Origin of the sequence: Halomonas sp. BC1 (assembly GCF_002078135.1) — a bacterium.
GTDB lineage: Bacteria > Pseudomonadota > Gammaproteobacteria > Pseudomonadales > Halomonadaceae > Vreelandella > Vreelandella stevensii.
The window spans coordinates 152,572-168,200 of record NZ_LFGS01000012.1 but is presented as its reverse complement, the minus strand read 5'-3'; the positions used below and the strand labels follow the sequence as shown (position 1 = coordinate 168,200).

12 protein-coding genes are annotated in these 15,629 nt (G+C 60.4%); 11 read left to right on the top strand and 1 reads right to left on the bottom strand.

What is annotated here, in order from left to right:
* Nucleotides 1-11 precede the first annotated feature (11 nt).
* The 8 genes from ftsW (at nt 12) to lpxC (ending at nt 9,331) form a co-directional block, all read left to right on the top strand.
* The gene (ftsW, locus tag B7L72_RS10295) at nt 12-1,193 is read left to right on the top strand and encodes a putative lipid II flippase FtsW (RefSeq protein ID WP_081194132.1); all 1,182 of its coding nucleotides are present in this window, start codon (nt 12-14) and stop codon (nt 1,191-1,193) included.
* An 18-nt stretch (nt 1,194-1,211) separates the two neighbouring features.
* The gene (gene murG, locus B7L72_RS10290) at nt 1,212-2,309 is read left to right on the top strand and encodes an undecaprenyldiphospho-muramoylpentapeptide beta-N-acetylglucosaminyltransferase (protein ID WP_254893796.1); all 1,098 of its coding nucleotides are present in this window, start codon (nt 1,212-1,214) and stop codon (nt 2,307-2,309) included.
* Nucleotides 2,310-2,362: 53 nt separating this feature from the next.
* Nucleotides 2,363-3,775: a UDP-N-acetylmuramate--L-alanine ligase gene (murC, locus tag B7L72_RS10285; protein WP_100730813.1), complete on the top strand. Its 1,413-nt coding sequence runs from the start codon at nt 2,363-2,365 to the stop codon at nt 3,773-3,775.
* A complete protein-coding gene (locus B7L72_RS10280; protein WP_081194128.1) occupies nt 3,772-4,710 on the top strand; it encodes a D-alanine--D-alanine ligase in 939 nt (312 codons plus the stop codon). Before murC ends, B7L72_RS10280 begins: the two co-directional genes overlap by 4 nt.
* Nucleotides 4,711-4,732: 22 nt before the next feature.
* Nucleotides 4,733-5,455 (top strand): cell division protein FtsQ/DivIB, encoded by a 723-nt coding sequence (locus tag B7L72_RS10275; RefSeq protein WP_016913522.1) that lies wholly within the window; start codon nt 4,733-4,735, stop codon nt 5,453-5,455.
* Between the two features lie 304 nt (nt 5,456-5,759).
* Nucleotides 5,760-7,049, top strand: coding sequence for a cell division protein FtsA (gene ftsA, locus B7L72_RS10270; protein ID WP_016913523.1), 1,290 nt, complete (start codon nt 5,760-5,762; stop codon nt 7,047-7,049).
* A gap of 33 nt (nt 7,050-7,082) precedes the next feature.
* On the top strand, nt 7,083-8,264 hold the full coding sequence (ftsZ, locus tag B7L72_RS10265; protein ID WP_016913524.1) for a cell division protein FtsZ: 1,182 nt from the start codon (nt 7,083-7,085) through the stop codon (nt 8,262-8,264).
* A 155-nt stretch (nt 8,265-8,419) separates the two neighbouring features.
* On the top strand, nt 8,420-9,331 hold the full coding sequence (gene lpxC / locus B7L72_RS10260; RefSeq protein WP_081194126.1) for a UDP-3-O-acyl-N-acetylglucosamine deacetylase: 912 nt from the start codon (nt 8,420-8,422) through the stop codon (nt 9,329-9,331).
* A 125-nt stretch (nt 9,332-9,456) separates the two neighbouring features.
* On the opposite strand, the gene B7L72_RS10255 is transcribed toward lpxC, so the two are convergent.
* Nucleotides 9,457-9,918 carry a DUF721 domain-containing protein gene (locus B7L72_RS10255; protein WP_081194124.1) on the bottom strand — a complete coding sequence of 154 codons (462 nt, stop codon included), beginning with the start codon at nt 9,916-9,918 and terminating at the stop codon, nt 9,457-9,459.
* A 554-nt stretch (nt 9,919-10,472) separates the two neighbouring features.
* Here B7L72_RS10255 and secA point away from each other — a divergent pair.
* The 3 genes from secA (at nt 10,473) to B7L72_RS10235 (ending at nt 15,490) form a co-directional block, all read left to right on the top strand.
* The gene (gene secA / locus B7L72_RS10245) at nt 10,473-13,196 is read left to right on the top strand and encodes a preprotein translocase subunit SecA (RefSeq protein WP_081194122.1); all 2,724 of its coding nucleotides are present in this window, start codon (nt 10,473-10,475) and stop codon (nt 13,194-13,196) included.
* Nucleotides 13,197-13,226: 30 nt separating this feature from the next.
* Nucleotides 13,227-14,456, top strand: coding sequence for a bifunctional glutamate N-acetyltransferase/amino-acid acetyltransferase ArgJ (gene argJ / locus B7L72_RS10240; protein WP_016913529.1), 1,230 nt, complete (start codon nt 13,227-13,229; stop codon nt 14,454-14,456).
* A 77-nt stretch (nt 14,457-14,533) separates the two neighbouring features.
* Nucleotides 14,534-15,490, top strand: coding sequence for a Nudix family hydrolase (locus tag B7L72_RS10235; RefSeq protein WP_254893795.1), 957 nt, complete (start codon nt 14,534-14,536; stop codon nt 15,488-15,490).
* Nucleotides 15,491-15,629 lie beyond the last annotated feature (139 nt).

Below are 15,629 nucleotides of genomic sequence, written 5' to 3'. Positions count from 1 at the left end.
GCGACGAATCAATGAGTAGGGTGCAACGACTGCGTGAAGCGCTGGCAACCCGCCACCTGCCTTGCGATGTCTGGCTGATTGTCGCGGCGGTCGCGCTGGCGGGGCTGGGCTGGGTCATGGTCAGCTCCGCGTCGATAGGGCTACTGGAAAACAGCTATCACTATGCTCGCCAGCACGGCATTTTTTTGCTGCTGGCGATATTGGCATGCCTGTTCATGGTGTGCGTGCCGCTGGAGCTGTGGCGCCAGAATGCGGCGTTGCTGTTGTTGCTGAGCATTGTCATGCTGGTCGTGGTACTGGCCGTAGGCCAGGAGGTCAACGGCAGCAAGCGTTGGCTTGCCCTGCCAGGGCCGCTTCCCAGCCTGCAAGTCTCGGAATTTGGCAAGCTGGGGCTGATCTTTTACATGGCCGCCTTCATGTCGCGATTCACTTATGAACTGCGCCAGCGCGCCTTTACCATGTGGCGCCCCTTGGCGGTACTGGCCATTCCTGCCTTCCTGCTGTTTCTTGCCCCGGATTTCGGCGGCATGGTCGTATATGCCGTGTGTGTGATCGGCATGCTGATGATGAGCGGCGCTTCGCTGACGCTGTTGCTGGGCAGTGGCGGGGTGCTGGGGTTTGGTGCCGTGATGATGGTCGTCATGGAGCCGTATCGACTGGCGCGCTGGACCAGCTTCCTGGACCCCTGGGCCGACCAGTTCGCCACCGGGTATCAGCTGACGCAGGCATTGATCGCGTTTGGGCGTGGTCATGTGACTGGCACCGGATTGGGCAACAGCGTGCAGAAGCTGCACTACCTTCCCGAAGCCCATACGGACTTCATTTTTGCGGTGGTGGCCGAAGAGCTGGGCATGATCGGAGCGATTGCCGTGGTGCTGCTGTTCACCCTGTTCATCGTGCGGGCCATGTGGGTGGGCCGGCGAGCAGAGTTGGCCGGGCATCTGTTCGGTGCCTACGTGAGTTACGGAATCGGCTTTATCGTGGCGGCTCAGGCGTTTATCAATATGGCGGTGAGTGCTGGCTTGCTGCCGACCAAAGGGCTGACCCTGCCGCTGATCAGCTACGGGGGGTCCAGTCTGCTGGTCACTGGGATGATGGTGGGGCTGTTGCTCCGGGTGGATGCAGAAACTCGGCATCGCCCGCGCCGATTGTCGACGCCTTACCGTGCTCGCCGAGAGCCGCGGTTGACATAATTATTCAAGGAGCTGTTTGTGGCGATACATGCGGGTCGACGGGTATTGGTCATGGCGGGAGGAACGGGAGGGCACGTCATTCCGGCGCTCTCGCTGGCGCGTGCCCTCCAGGCCCAAGGGGTGACCGTGGAGTGGTTGGGTAGCCCACGGGGAATTGAAAACCGGCTGGTGCCCGAGGCGGGCATCGTGCTGCATACCATTGCGATCAGTGGGTTGCGCGGCAATGGTGCCGCTGGTTGGCTCAAGGCACCGCTCAACCTGTCGCGCGCGGTGCTCCAGGCACGTGGTGTCATCAAGCGTTTCAAGCCGGATGTGGTGGTAGGGCTGGGTGGATTTGCCAGCGGGCCTGGCGGTCTGGCGGCTCGGCTATCCGGTATTCCGCTGGTCATTCATGAACAGAATGCCGTGGCAGGGCTGACCAACAAGGTGCTGTCGCGCCTGGCCACGCGTACCTATGCCGCGTTCGAAAATGCGTTTGGCACGCGTGCCGAGGTGATCGGCAACCCGGTGCGTGATGATATCGCCGCGCTGGGCGAGCAGCCCCGCCAGGTGGCCGACATGCAGGGCAGGCCGCTGCGCCTGTTGGTGGTAGGCGGCTCACTGGGCGCGGTAGCGTTGAACGAGCGCCTGCCTGTGGCCTTGGCTGCGCTGCCGCCGGAGCGACGTCCCGAGGTGCGTCACCAGGCTGGCAAGGAGCGCGATCTCGCCACGGCAGACGCCTATGCTCAGCAGGCGGTGGTCGCCGAGGTTTCGCCTTTCATCGATGATATGGCCGCGGCCTATGCCTGGGCGGATCTGGTCGTTTGCCGAGCCGGTGCGCTGACGATTGCCGAACTGGCAGCGGCGGCCAAACCCGCCCTGCTGGTGCCGTTTCCTTTTGCCGTGGACGACCATCAGCGGGTGAATGCCGAGGTGCTGGTTCAGGCGGGTGCGGCGCTATGTGTCGTACAGGCTGAGCTGACGGCTGACTATTTAAGTAACCTTTTGGAACAATTACTCCACCCAGAGACCCTGGCAGAGATGGCCGTCAAGGCACGTCAAGCCGCGTCCTTGAACGCGACCGAGCGCCTGGCCGAAGGCTGTCTCTCGCTGGTGAAGCAAGGAGAAACTGCGTGACCGAGTCAGTCAATCATACGTCGCCGCAGCTGAGTGGCCCGAGCGGCCCGGGTATGCGCCGTATCCAGCGGCTTCATTTCGTCGGTATTGGCGGTGCCGGCATGTGCGGCATTGCCGAGGTGCTCGCCAATCAGGGGTACCAGGTCAGCGGCAGTGACATGAAAGCGTCCAGTGTGGTGGAGCGTTTGCGTCAGTGCGGCGTCGACGTGTTCATTGGGCACGCCAGGGAGAACGTGGAAGGCGCGGATGTGGTCGTCGTCTCCAGTGCCATCGATGAAACCAATCCTGAAATTCGCTGGGCGCACGACCACCGCGTGCCGGTAGTGCGGCGTGCGGAGATGCTCGCCGAGCTGATGCGCTTTCGTCACGGCATTGCCGTGGCCGGTACCCACGGCAAGACCACCACGACCAGCCTGACGGCTACCCTGTTGGCAGAGGGCGGCCTGGATCCAACTTTCGTGATCGGTGGCAAACTCACCAGCGCAGGCGCCAATGCTCGCCTGGGGGAGGGCGACTATCTGGTGGCCGAGGCCGACGAATCCGACGCGTCGTTTCTTCACCTTCAGCCCATGGTGTCGATCGTCACCAATATCGATGCTGACCACATGGCCACTTATGGGGGTGACTTCGAACGTTTGAAAAACACCTTCATCGAGTTCTTGCACAATCTGCCTTTCTACGGCCTGGCAGTGCTGTGTATCGATGATCCCCACGTGCGCGGGCTGTGCGAGCGTATCAAGCGCCAGTTCGTGACCTACGGCTTCGATGAAGATGCCGATTACCGCATCGTGGATTTTAGTCAGCAGGCTGGGGAAGTCTCCTTCACGGCACTGCGGCCCGGTGGCGCGCCTCCGTTGGCCATTCGACTGGCCATGCCTGGCCGTCATAATGCCTTGAACGCCATGGCGGCCATCGTGGTGGCGACCGACGCCGGAGTCAGTGATGACGCCATTCAGCGCGGTCTCATGGGGTTTGCGGGCGTAGGGCGGCGCTTTCAGGTCCATGGCCACTATCCGGCACCGGTCGGCGAAGGCGAGATCATGCTGGTCGACGATTACGGTCACCATCCGCGTGAAGTGGATATGGTCATTCAGGCGGTGCGTGCCGGCTGGCCCGAGCGCCGCCTGGTGATGCTCTACCAGCCCCACCGTTACAGCCGTACCCGCGATCTCTACGAAGACTTCGTGCGCGTACTGTCTCAGGTGGATACGCTGGTGCTGCTCGACGTGTACAGCGCTGGCGAGGCGGTGGTGCCGGGTGCTGAAGGCAAGACCCTGGCAGGCTCCATCCGTCAACGTGGCGATGTCGATCCGCTGTTCGTGGAGCACAAGCACGAGCTGCCTGCCCTGCTCAACAACGTGCTGCGTCCAGGCGATATTCTGATTACCCAGGGCGCGGGCGATGTGGGTGGTATTTCACTGCGCCTTGCCCAAGCCAAGCTGGTCATGAAAGAGGTGGTGCTATGACATCAGGGCAAACGCAGCAGGCTGGCCTGGAGCGTGTCGTCGTGGTCTACGGCGGCATGTCGGCCGAGCGGGAGGTGTCGCTCAAGAGTGGTGCCGCCGTGTTGAGCGCCTTGCAGCGTCAAGGCGTGAATGCGCAGGGTTACGATCTCAAAGAGGGTGGGCTGGCGGGCCTCGAGCGCCTCGATCCCACCGCGGTGTTCATCGCACTGCATGGGCGTGGCGGTGAAGATGGAGCGCTGCAGGGCGCATTGGAGCTGCTCGGTTTGCCTTACACCGGCAGTGGCGTACTGGCTTCGGCGCTGGGAATGGACAAGCAGCGTACCAAGCAGGTGTGGCAAGCCGTCGGCCTGCCCACGCCGGAGTGCATCATGCTGAATGCCGCTTCGGACTGGGAGGCGGTGGTCGCTCAGCTAGGGCTACCCATGATGGTCAAGCCGGTACACGAAGGCTCGACTCTAGGCATTAGTATCGTCCGCAGCCTTGATGAGCTGAAAGCCGCCTATGCCCAGGCGGCTACCTTCGATGCCAGGGTCATGGCCGAGCGCTTTATTACTGGTGATGAATACACCGTCGCACTATTGGGCGATGACGTGTTGCCTGCTATCCGTGTCGAGGTGCCCGGTGGGTTTTATGACTATGAAGCCAAGTATCTGACCAATACCACCCAGTACCACTTGCCCTGTGGCCTGTCTGCACAAGACGAGCAGACGTTGGCTGCGCTGTGCAAGGAGGCCTTCCTTGCCGTGGGTGGCGAAGGCTGGGGGCGTATCGATGTCATGCGTGATGCTGCGGGCGATTTCTGGCTGATCGAAGTGAATACCGTGCCCGGGATGACCGATCATAGCCTCGTGCCACAGGCAGCAGCCCACGCTGGCATCGATTTCGACCAGCTGGTGATGCGTATTTTAACCACGGCACTGGCGCGCGATTCGTGACGGGGCATGGCATGAGTTTTTTATGAAGAAGCGCAATGCGTGGCTCGGTATCGTTCTACTGGCATTGCTGCTGGGGGCGGGGAGTCGAGCGCTATGGCTTTGGCTGGATCGCCCGATCGAGCGAGTGTCCATTCGAGGCGAGTGGGAGTATTTGAGCGCGGACTATCTGCGCTCACAGCTGGCCCCGCTGGTCCAGAATATCACTTGGCTGTCGGCAGATTTGGGCGAGCTGCGCCGCGATGCGCTGGAGATTGGTTGGCTGGATGAAGTGCGAATTTCCCGAGAGTGGCCCAACGCGCTGGTTTTCGAGTTGATAGAGCAAACGCCGGTAGCCCGCTGGAATGATGATTTCCTGCTTAACCCAAGAGGCGAACCCTTCTCCTACGCGCCCCTTGATGCGCCAGCCGGATTGCCCGACCTGGCGGGGCCTCAGGAAAGCAGTGCGGAAGTGCTGGCCTACTATCAGCGTTTGACGCCGCACTTTGCCGGGCTGTCGTTGACCCTGGCGCAATTGCGCTTGGAGCCCCGAGGCGCCTGGCGGCTTCAGCTCGACCAGGGTACCTGGGTAATGCTGGGGCGTCGTCACCATGGGGAGCGACTAGCCCGGCTATCGGCCTCCTGGCAGCGTGAGCTGAGCAGCGTGGGCGAGCATATCCGCTACATCGACCTGCGCTACCCCAATGGTGTGGCAGTGGCCTGGCATGGTGAAACCGAGGTTCCGGAGGAGGAGGACGAGTCACGATAAGGCGCAATGTGCAAAAAAGCGGGTAAATGGGCAGGCAGGCCCGCTAAAAAAACCGCTTATGGGGTATAAAATGCTTTCCTGGCCAATTATCGTGGGTTTGGGCTAGTCGTATTGTGGCTATTGTTTCTATACTATGTCCCAGACGATGCTGTGGGTCAGTATTTATTGTTCGGTCGCGGTTAGCGGCGTTATACAGTTTTAGTCAACTTATTTATTTTATCTTCGGGTTTTGCCTGCTTTTCGTTTAAGCGTTAAAAGGCGATCCCCGCTCTTATAAAACGACGACAAGGAGATTTACCGACTCATGGCAGGCTCACCCAACGCATCCAATATGGTTGTCGGGCTGGACATTGGAACGTCCAAGGTCGTCGCGATAGTCGGTCAACCCACCGATGATGGTGGGATTGAAATCGCCGGTATCGGTTCTCATCCTTCTCGCGGCATGAAGCGAGGAGTGGTCATCAATATCGAATCCACGGTGCAGTCGATTCAGCGTGCTGTCGAAGAGGCAGAGCTGATGGCGGGCTGCGATATCCACTCTGTCTATGTGGGTGTGGCAGGCAGTCATATCAGCTCCATGAACTCCGACGGCGTGGTGGCCATCAAGGAGCGTGAAGTCACTCCTTACGATATCGAGCGGGTCATCGATTCCGCACGGGCTCGGGCTATCTCTGAAGGGCAACGCGTGTTGCATGTCTTGCCCCAGGAGTTCTCCATCGATGCGCAAGGGGGTATCCGCGAACCGCTGGGTATGTCCGGGGTTCGTCTGGAGGCGCAAGTGCATCTGGTCACGGCTGCCTTGAATGCCGTACAGAACATCGAAAAGTGCGTGCGGCGGTGCGGTCTCGATGTGGATGCCATTATCCTGGAGCAATTGGCGTCCAGCATGGCAGTGCTTACCGAAGACGAGCGCGAGCTGGGAGTATGTATGGTCGATATCGGTGGAGGTACCACCGACATGGCCATCTTCAGTGAGGGCGCCATCCGCCATACGGCAGTGATTCCGATCGCCGGTGATCAGGTCACCAACGATATCGCCATGGCGCTGCGTACGCCCACTCAGCACGCGGAAGAAATCAAGGTAAAATACGCCTGCGCATTGACGCAGTTGGCGGCCAGCGATGAAATGATCAAGGTGCCCAGCGTGGGTGATCGCGCGGCACGAGATCTGTCGCGCCAGGCACTGGCGGAAGTCGTGGAGCCTCGTTATGAAGAGCTCTTCACGCTGGTCAGAGACGAATTACGCCGCAGTGGCTATGAAGATATGGTGGCTGCGGGTGTGGTGCTTACCGGTGGCACCTCACGCATGGAAGGTGTCAGCGAACTGGCTGAAGAAATTTTTCACATGCCGGTTCGTATTGCCTGCCCACAAAATGTCAGAGGCCTGGCGGATGTGGTTCGCAATCCTATCTATGCGACGGGCGTGGGTTTACTCCACTATGCACTGCAGGAAACGCGTCATGGGCAAGGCCTGGAAAGCCACGTGGGAAGTGCTGGGGGCCACAAGGGTCGCAGCGAGCTTGTCCGACGTGATATCAAGGATGGCCATTCGACGCTGGCAAGAATCAAAAGCTGGTTAAAAGGAAATTTCTGATAGGGCCGCGACGCGGTTCAGGAGACGGGGCTTATGTTCGAATTGGTAGATAACGCACCCTCGAGCAGTGCGGTCATTAAAGTCGTCGGTGTTGGCGGTGGCGGCGGTAACGCAGTCAACCACATGGTCGAGAGCAACATCGAAGGCGTCGAGTTCATCTGCGCCAACACCGATGCGCAAGCACTCAAGCGCGTATCGGCTAAAACGGTGCTTCAGCTGGGTGGGGAAATCACCAAGGGGCTTGGCGCGGGAGCCAACCCTGAAGTGGGCCGCCAGGCCGCGATGGAAGATCGTGATCGCATCGCCGAGCTGCTCAATGGCGCCGATATGGTCTTCATTACGGCAGGCATGGGCGGCGGTACCGGGACGGGAGGCGCGCCTGTGGTTGCTCAGGTCGCCAAAGAGCTGGGCATCCTGACGGTTGCTGTGGTCACGCGCCCCTTCCCATTCGAAGGGCCAAAGCGCATGCGAGCGGCCGAGGAGGGCATGAAAGAGCTTTCCGAGCATGTCGACTCGTTGATCACCATCCCCAACGAAAAGCTGCTGTCGGTGCTGGGCAAGAACGCGACCTTGCTGACCGCGTTCAGTGCTGCCAACGACGTCCTGCTGGGCGCAGTGCAAGGCATTGCCGAGCTGATTACCAGCCCGGGCATCATCAACGTCGACTTCGCAGACGTGCGTACTGTCATGTCAGAAATGGGTATGGCGATGATGGGCACTGGCGGTGCCACTGGTGAAAACCGTGCCCGTGAAGCTGCAGAAAAAGCCATCCGCAGCCCGCTGCTGGAAGACATCGACCTGCACGGCGCACGCGGCATTCTGGTCAACATCACGGCTGGCCCCGACCTTTCCATTGGCGAGTTCAATGACGTGGGTGCCACGGTGCAGGAGTTCGCCTCTCAGGAAGCCACCATCGTCGTGGGTACTTCCATCGATATGGAAATGTCCGACGAGCTGCGCGTGACCGTTGTGGCGGCTGGCCTGGATGGCAGCAAGGCCAAGGCCGTGTCTCGCGAACCGGCGCGCCGCTCCGCTGCAGATGCCGGTGGCTCCGACTACCGTAAATTGCAGCAGCCCACCGTCATGCGGCAACAGGCTACCGCGCGTGCCGAAGCGCCGGAAGCAGCAGCCAAGCCACGCCCTGAAAAACGTCGTTCGGCCGATGCCGATGACTATCTGGATATCCCCGCGTTCCTGCGCCGCCAGGCAGATTGATCTGCGCTATCAGGTTTATTGAGGCAGCAAACGAGAGTTTTATTGGTAAGACGCTCGTTTGCTGTTAAAGTGAACACTGTTTGATAACTTTTCTCCCCCTGCGGCTGGGTAGCGACTCGTTACACGCCGCCGATATTAGAGCTTGACCACTGCCCATGATCAGACAACGCACACTACAAAACGTCATCCGCGCCACTGGAGTGGGTCTGCACTCTGGCAAGAAAGTCCATCTGGCTTTGCGCCCGGCACCGGCCAACACGGGTATTGTGTTTGTCAGAACCGATCTGGACCCAGTGGTTCACGTGCCTGCCCGCGCCGAGCTGGTGGAAGACACTACCTTGTGTACGGCACTTTCCCATGAAGGCGTCAAGGTAGCCACCGTCGAGCATCTCATGTCGGCCTTTGCGGGGCTGGGAATCGACAATGCCTACGTCGATATCAGTGCCGCGGAAGTGCCGATCATGGACGGTAGCGCTAGCCCGTTCGTTTTTCTGATTCAGTCTGCGGGTATTCTCGAGCAGGACGCGGCCAAGAAATTCATTCGCATCAAGCATCGCGTGGCGGTCAGTGATGGTGACAAGGAGGCCGTATTCCTGCCCCATCAAGGCTTCAAGGTGTCGTTTGCCATCGACTTCGACCACCCTGTCTTCGAGCAGCAGAAGCAGAAGGCATTGATCGACTTTTCCACGACATCCTTTGTCAAGGAAGTGTCGCGGGCCAGAACCTTTGGCTTCATGCGTGACCTTGAGTACCTGCGCTCGAACAATCTGGCGCTGGGTGGCAGTCTCGACAACGCCATCGTGGTGGATGACTACCGTATCGTGAATGAGGGTGGCCTGCGTTACGAAGACGAGTTCGTGAAGCACAAGGTGCTCGATGCCATCGGCGATCTCTATCAGCTGGGCTATAGCCTGATTGGTGAGTTCCGTGGCGTGAAATCCGGCCATGCCCTTAACAATCGTCTGTGTCGTGAACTCATGGCGCAGCCCGATGCCTACGAAATCGTGACCTTCGAAGAAGAGAAGGCCGTTGCGCCTATCTCCTATGCGGCACCCGCCATGGCCTGAGGTGGTTTTTAAGGGTCGCCGCTTGAAAATCGGGGAGTGTCCCCCCACTAAAGATAAAGCACCGCCATGCGGTGCTTTATTGCGTTTGGTCTAATGGTGGGCGAGCGGCCTGTTGTGCGTAGGGTTCATGTCTTACGCTGAGCGTGCGAAGCAAGGCGCTCCAGGGCCTGCTTTAGCCTGGGGTGTTCGGTATCTTCGGCGCACTCCTTGAGCGTTGTGCCAGCACTGCTGGAAAGGGTGCGTGCATAGCGTGCTGGTGGCGCCACGGTGCGTACCGGGCGCACTTTTAACGTGAACCCCGTTACCCTTGTAAAGCCGGGGAGCTGGTGCAGCAGGCTCAACAAATGCGGTTGCTCATAGCGTAACCAGGTCAACCAGCTGGCCTGGCTGCTGATCAGGGTTAGCCGCCCGTTGCTGAAGCCGCCTACGAAGACATGCTCGCGCATCTCTTCAGGCAGATGGGCGCGCAGATGGGTCTGGGCTTGATCGATCAGGCGCGATTGGCGCATCAGGTGGCCGGCGCCAGCGGAGGTGTTCAGCAATTGGGTAATGGGCTGTGCGCGGGAACGCTTAACCTTTATACTCATTCACCTGATTCCTGGGGTGTTGCGGATAGTTTCGTGCTGACGAGTGCGCGCAGCACCCATGTTTTTTGTCTATCGACAGAGCCTAACACGCTCAGGAGCCACGCCACAGCATGCCATCAACGCTCGATACATTATCTGCTCTGCCACGGCGGCATCGTCGCCATGGGCTGGCGCGTTGGTGGCTTGCGGGCCTGCTGGTGAGCTGTCTGCTGCCCGCCAGTTTACACCCTTCTGATCTGCGCAGCAGCGACCGGAGCGTGTGTATCTGCTTTTGGGTGCCCGCCATGCTGCGTGCCCAGTCGCAGTGGATCGCCAAAAAGCGCCGCGCGTTAAGGCGCTGGGTAGCACGCCAGCAGCGTCAACTTCCTGTTCTGAAAAGCTTTATCTCTTTCTTTTCCGTCATGCCCCGCCAGACGGTCGCTCTGGATGTATGCTCTCCTCGAGGGCCGCCAGCCCGTTGACCTGCTGCTAGCGGTACGTTCATTTACCCGACGTTAATTGACCCTATGAAAGAGTGCGCCTGAAGAGGTCGCTCCTGTTGATGTGGATATTTCATGATTAATTCCTTGTTACGCAAAGTCGTTGGCTCCAAGAACGACCGTGAAGTCAAACGCATGCTCAAGAGCGTGCAGAGTATCAACGTGCTGGAAGAGACCCTGGTCGGCTTGAGCGATGGCGAGCTGCAGGCCAAGACGGCCGAGCTGCGCCAGCGTCTGGAGTCTGGGGAAAGCCTGGATAAACTGCTGCCTGAGGCCTTTGCGGTAGTGCGCGAAGCCAGCAAGCGAGTCATGGGCATGCGTCACTTCGATGTGCAGATGGTCGGTGGCATGACACTGCACCGCGGGCGTATCGCCGAAATGAAAACCGGCGAGGGCAAGACCCTGGTGGGCACGCTGGCGGTATACCTGAATGCCTTGACGGGCAAAGGGGTACACGTGGTCACGGTGAACGACTATCTGGCCCGCCGTGATGCCGAGTGGATGCGCCCGCTGTATGAGTTCCTGGGGCTGTCGATAGGGGTGATTTTTGCTGGCCAGACCGTTGAAGAGAAGCGTCACGCCTACCAATGTGACATCACCTACGGCACCAACAACGAGTTTGGCTTCGACTACCTGCGCGACAACATGGCGTTCTCGCTGGAGGACAAGGTGCAGCGCGGTTTGCACTATGCCATTGTCGACGAAGTGGACTCCATCCTGATCGACGAAGCACGTACGCCGCTGATCATTTCCGGTGCGGTGGACGAGAACACCGAGCTGTACACCATCGTCAACCGTCTGGCCCAGCAGCTGGAGCAGGCGGAAGTATCCGAAGACGAAGACGCTCCTGTCGAAGGCGACTTCGTGCTGGACGAGAAGCAGAAGCAGGTCGAGCTCACCGAGCAAGGCCATAACAAGGTCGAGGAGTTGATGCGCGCCGAAGGCTTGCTGGGCGAAGGCGATTCGCTCTATGCGGCGCAAAACCTCAACCTGTTGCAGCACATGCACTCGGCGCTGCGGGCGCGGCACCTCTATCATCTTGACGTCGACTACATCGTCGCCGACGGGCAAGTGGTCATCGTCGATGAGCACACTGGGCGCACCATGCCTGGCCGCCGCTGGTCGGAAGGCCTGCACCAGGCGGTCGAGGCCAAAGAGGGTGTTACCGTTCAGCGTGAAAGCCAGACCCTGGCATCGACCACCTTCCAGAATTACTTCCGCCTTTATGAAAAACTGGCGGGCATGACCGGTACGGCAGATACCGAGGCCTTCGAGTTTCGTCAGATCTACGGCCTCGACGTTATCGTCATTCCCACCAACCGGCCTCTGGCCCGTAAGGATCTCAACGATCTCGTCTACCTGAGTGCCGAAGAGAAGTACGAAGCGATCATCAAGGACGTCTCTGCCGAGACCGCGGCGGGTCGACCGGTGCTGGTCGGTACGGCTTCTATCGAGACCTCCGAATATCTGGCACGCCTGATGCGTGACGCGGGCCTCAAATTCAGCGTGCTCAATGCCAAGCAGCACCAGAGCGAAGCCGAAATCATTGCCCAGGCCGGGCGCCCTGGCGCCATCACCATTGCCACCAACATGGCCGGTCGTGGTACCGATATCATGCTGGGCGGCAACTGGGAAGCCGATGCCGCCAAGCTGCAGAACCCGACCCAGGCCCAGCTCGATGCCCTGAAAGCCGAGTGGCAGGAGCGTCATGATGCGGTACTGGCAGCTGGCGGGCTGCACGTGATCGGTTCCGAACGCCACGAATCGCGTCGTATCGACAATCAGCTGCGTGGCCGTGCGGGCCGTCAGGGCGACCCTGGCTCCACGCGCTTCTTCCTCTCGCTGGAAGACAGCCTGATGCGACTGTTCGGCTCGGACCGAGTGAAGCGCTTGATGCAGGCGCTGGGTCTGGAGCGTGGCGAGGCCATCGAGCACAAGATGGTGTCCAACGCCGTCGAGCGTGCCCAGAAGAAAGTCGAGGGGCGCAACTTTGATATTCGTAAGCAGCTGCTCGAGTACGATGACGTCGCCAACGACCAGCGCCGCGTCATTTACGAGCAGCGTAACGAAATTCTCGCCTCTGACGACGTATCGAGCGCCGTGCTGGGTATTCGTGAGGAGGTGATGGAAGAGGCCATCAGCGCCTACGTGCCGCCGCAGAGCCTGGCCGAGCAGTGGGATCTGCATGGCCTGGAGTCGCATCTGAAAACCGAGTTCAATCTGGACGCACCGGTGGTTCAGTGGGCGGAAGAGGATGAGCGCTTCAGTGAAGAGAAGCTGCGTGAGCGCCTGCAGACCATGCATCGTGAAGCTTATGAAGCCAAGATTGCTACGGCGGGCGCGGCACTGATTCGTCGCTTCGAGAAGCAGGTCATGCTGCAGGTGTTGGATACGCGCTGGAAAGAACACCTGCAATCCATGGACCACCTGCGTCGCGGTATCCATCTGCGTGGCTACGCCCAGAAGAACCCCAAGCAGGAGTACAAGCGCGAGTCCTTCGAACTGTTCCAGCATCTGCTGACCAACATCAAGGCCGATGTCACCCGCATCCTGAGTCATGTCCAGGTGCGCCAACCAGAAGAAGTGGATGCGCTGGAGCAGAAGCGCCGCGAAGAGCTGGCGCGTGAGAAGGCCACGGCGGCCAGCCGCCACGATGCGCCCAGCGAAGATGGTGAGGCAGCCGCGCCTGGTGCCGATGGGCGCCCGCTGCGCCGTGAGGGGCCGAAAGTCGGCCGTAACGATCCGTGTATTTGTGGTTCCGGCAAGAAATACAAGCAGTGCTGCGGCAAACTAAGCTGATTATCGTTAGCGCACGTTAAGGAGAGAAACATGGCGGTGGGTAACCTTCCCTTTCCGGAGTTGCCACCCCTTGAAGGGGTGCGTCTGGGCACTGCAATGGCGGGCATCAAGAAGCCGGGCCGCCGCGATATGGTGGTGATCGAACTACCCGAAAGCGCCAGTGTGGCGGGCGTGTTTACCCGCAATGCGTTCTGCGCAGCGCCGGTCACCGTGGCCAAGGAGCACATGGCGCAGTGCCAGGCGGCGGGGAAGGCCCCTCGCTATTGGCTGATCAATACCGGTAATGCCAATGCGGGTACCGGCGATTCAGGGATGCAGGATGCTCGTGAGAGCTGTGAGGCACTGGCCGCGCAGGCAGGCGTTTCGGCGCAGCAGGTGCTGCCGTTTTCGACCGGTGTGATCGGTGAGCCGCTGCCCATGGCGCGGCTGTTGGCGGGTCTGCCGCCAGCGCTGGATACCCTGGCGGCGAGTAGTCAGGCTTGGCAACACGCCGGCGAAGGTATACTGACCACCGACACCCGCGCCAAAGGGGCAACGGTGACGCTAGCGCTGGGGGACCAGCAGGTCACCATCAACGGCATTACCAAAGGGTCGGGCATGATCAAGCCCAACATGGCCACCATGCTGGGGTTCGTGGTCACCGATGCGGCCATCGAGCAAACGCTGTTGGCAACCCTGCTGCGTGAGACCGTCGACCGGTCGTTCAACTGCATCACGGTGGATAGCGACACCTCCACCAACGACGCCTGCATGCTGGCGGCCACGGGTACCGGCGTTCGCATCGAAAGCGATGAGCAGGTGGCGATTTTCCGCAACGGCCTGCAGCGCGTGATGACCGAGCTGGCACAGGCCATCATTCGTGATGGCGAAGGAGCGACCAAGTTCGTCACTTTGCAGGTCGATGAGGCGCGTACCCGCCAGGAGGCACTGGATGTCGCCTTCACCGTCGCCCACTCGCCGCTGGTGAAAACCGCGCTGTATGCCTCGGATGCCAACTGGGGGCGTATTCTGGCCGCAGTGGGCCGTGCGCCAGTTGAGGCCTTCGACGTCAGCCGAGTGGTCATCGACCTCGGGGACGTGCGGCTGGTGGAGCAGGGCGGTCGCGCCAGCAGCTATACCGAGGCCGCTGGCAGTGCGGTCATGGCGCAGGAGGAGATCACCATTCGGATCACGCTGGGTCGTGGTGAGGAGGGGGCTACCGTATGGACCTCCGATCTTTCCCATGACTATGTGTCCATCAATGCGGATTACCGCAGCTAGGCTGTGGCATCGTGCTCAACAAAGCCAGATAGCGCCGTACCTGTCCCGTGCGGCGCGCACAGAGTGGATTAGACGTAATGAGTGTAATGGTAAAACGACGGGTTCATGTCGCGGCAGCGGCCATCATCAGCGCTGATCAGAAGCACGTGTTGATCGCGCGTCGGCCGTCCAATGTCGATCATGGCGGCCTGTGGGAGTTTCCTGGCGGCAAGCTGGCGCCCTATGAAACGGGGCTGGAAGGTCTGAAGCGTGAGCTGCATGAAGAGCTGGGGGTAGAGATCGTGCGCGCCCAGCCTCTGATTCGTGTGCACCACGAGTACCCGGACAAGCACATTCTGCTGGACGTGTGGCAAGTGCATGAGTTTGCCGGTGAACCTTTCGGGCGTGAAGGTCAGGCCGTGCGCTGGGTACCCATGGACGAGCTGGTGAACTACCCGTTCCCCGCCGCCAATCTGCCCATCCTGCGCGCAGTGATGCTGCCTACCGAATACCTCATTACCGGTGAAGAGGCCGATGATGAGCGGTTTGCAGCGCTGCTGGAGCGCGCCCTGCGTGAGGATAGTGTTCGCCTGGTGCAGCTGCGGGCCAAGTCGCTGGATAAAGCGGCCTACCTGGCACGGGCAGAGCGTGCGTTGGCGCTGTGCCGCCAGTACGGCGCCAAGCTGCTGCTCAATGCCGAACCGGAAGTGCTGGAGCAGGTGGATGCCGACGGTATTCATCTCACCAGTGCCCGTTTGATGTCGCTGGACCGCCGCCCCATTGCCGAAAACAAGTGGCTCTCTGCCTCGACCCATGACCAGACGCAGCTGTCTCAAGCCGCCGTGCTGGGCTGCGATTTCGTGACGCTGTCACCCCTGCGTACCACGCCCTCCCACCCGGAAGTGGCCCCCATGGGGTGGCACGACTTCCAGCAGTTGGTCGAGCGGGCGGGCATGCCGGTGTTCGCGCTGGGTGGCATGACGCGCTTCGATGCCAACCATGCCCGGGCCGTGGGGGCTCAGGGGATCGCGTCGATCCGCGATTTCTGGAAGTGAGCCCGTGACGTCCGGCCCTGCTTGCTGGCAGGCGACGGGCGACATGGCGTGAAGAAGGGACGCCTCGTGATGCAAATGAAAACGCCTGCTCGGGTTACCCGGGCAGGCGTTTTTTTACGATGGCGGTGGTTGAAAGGAC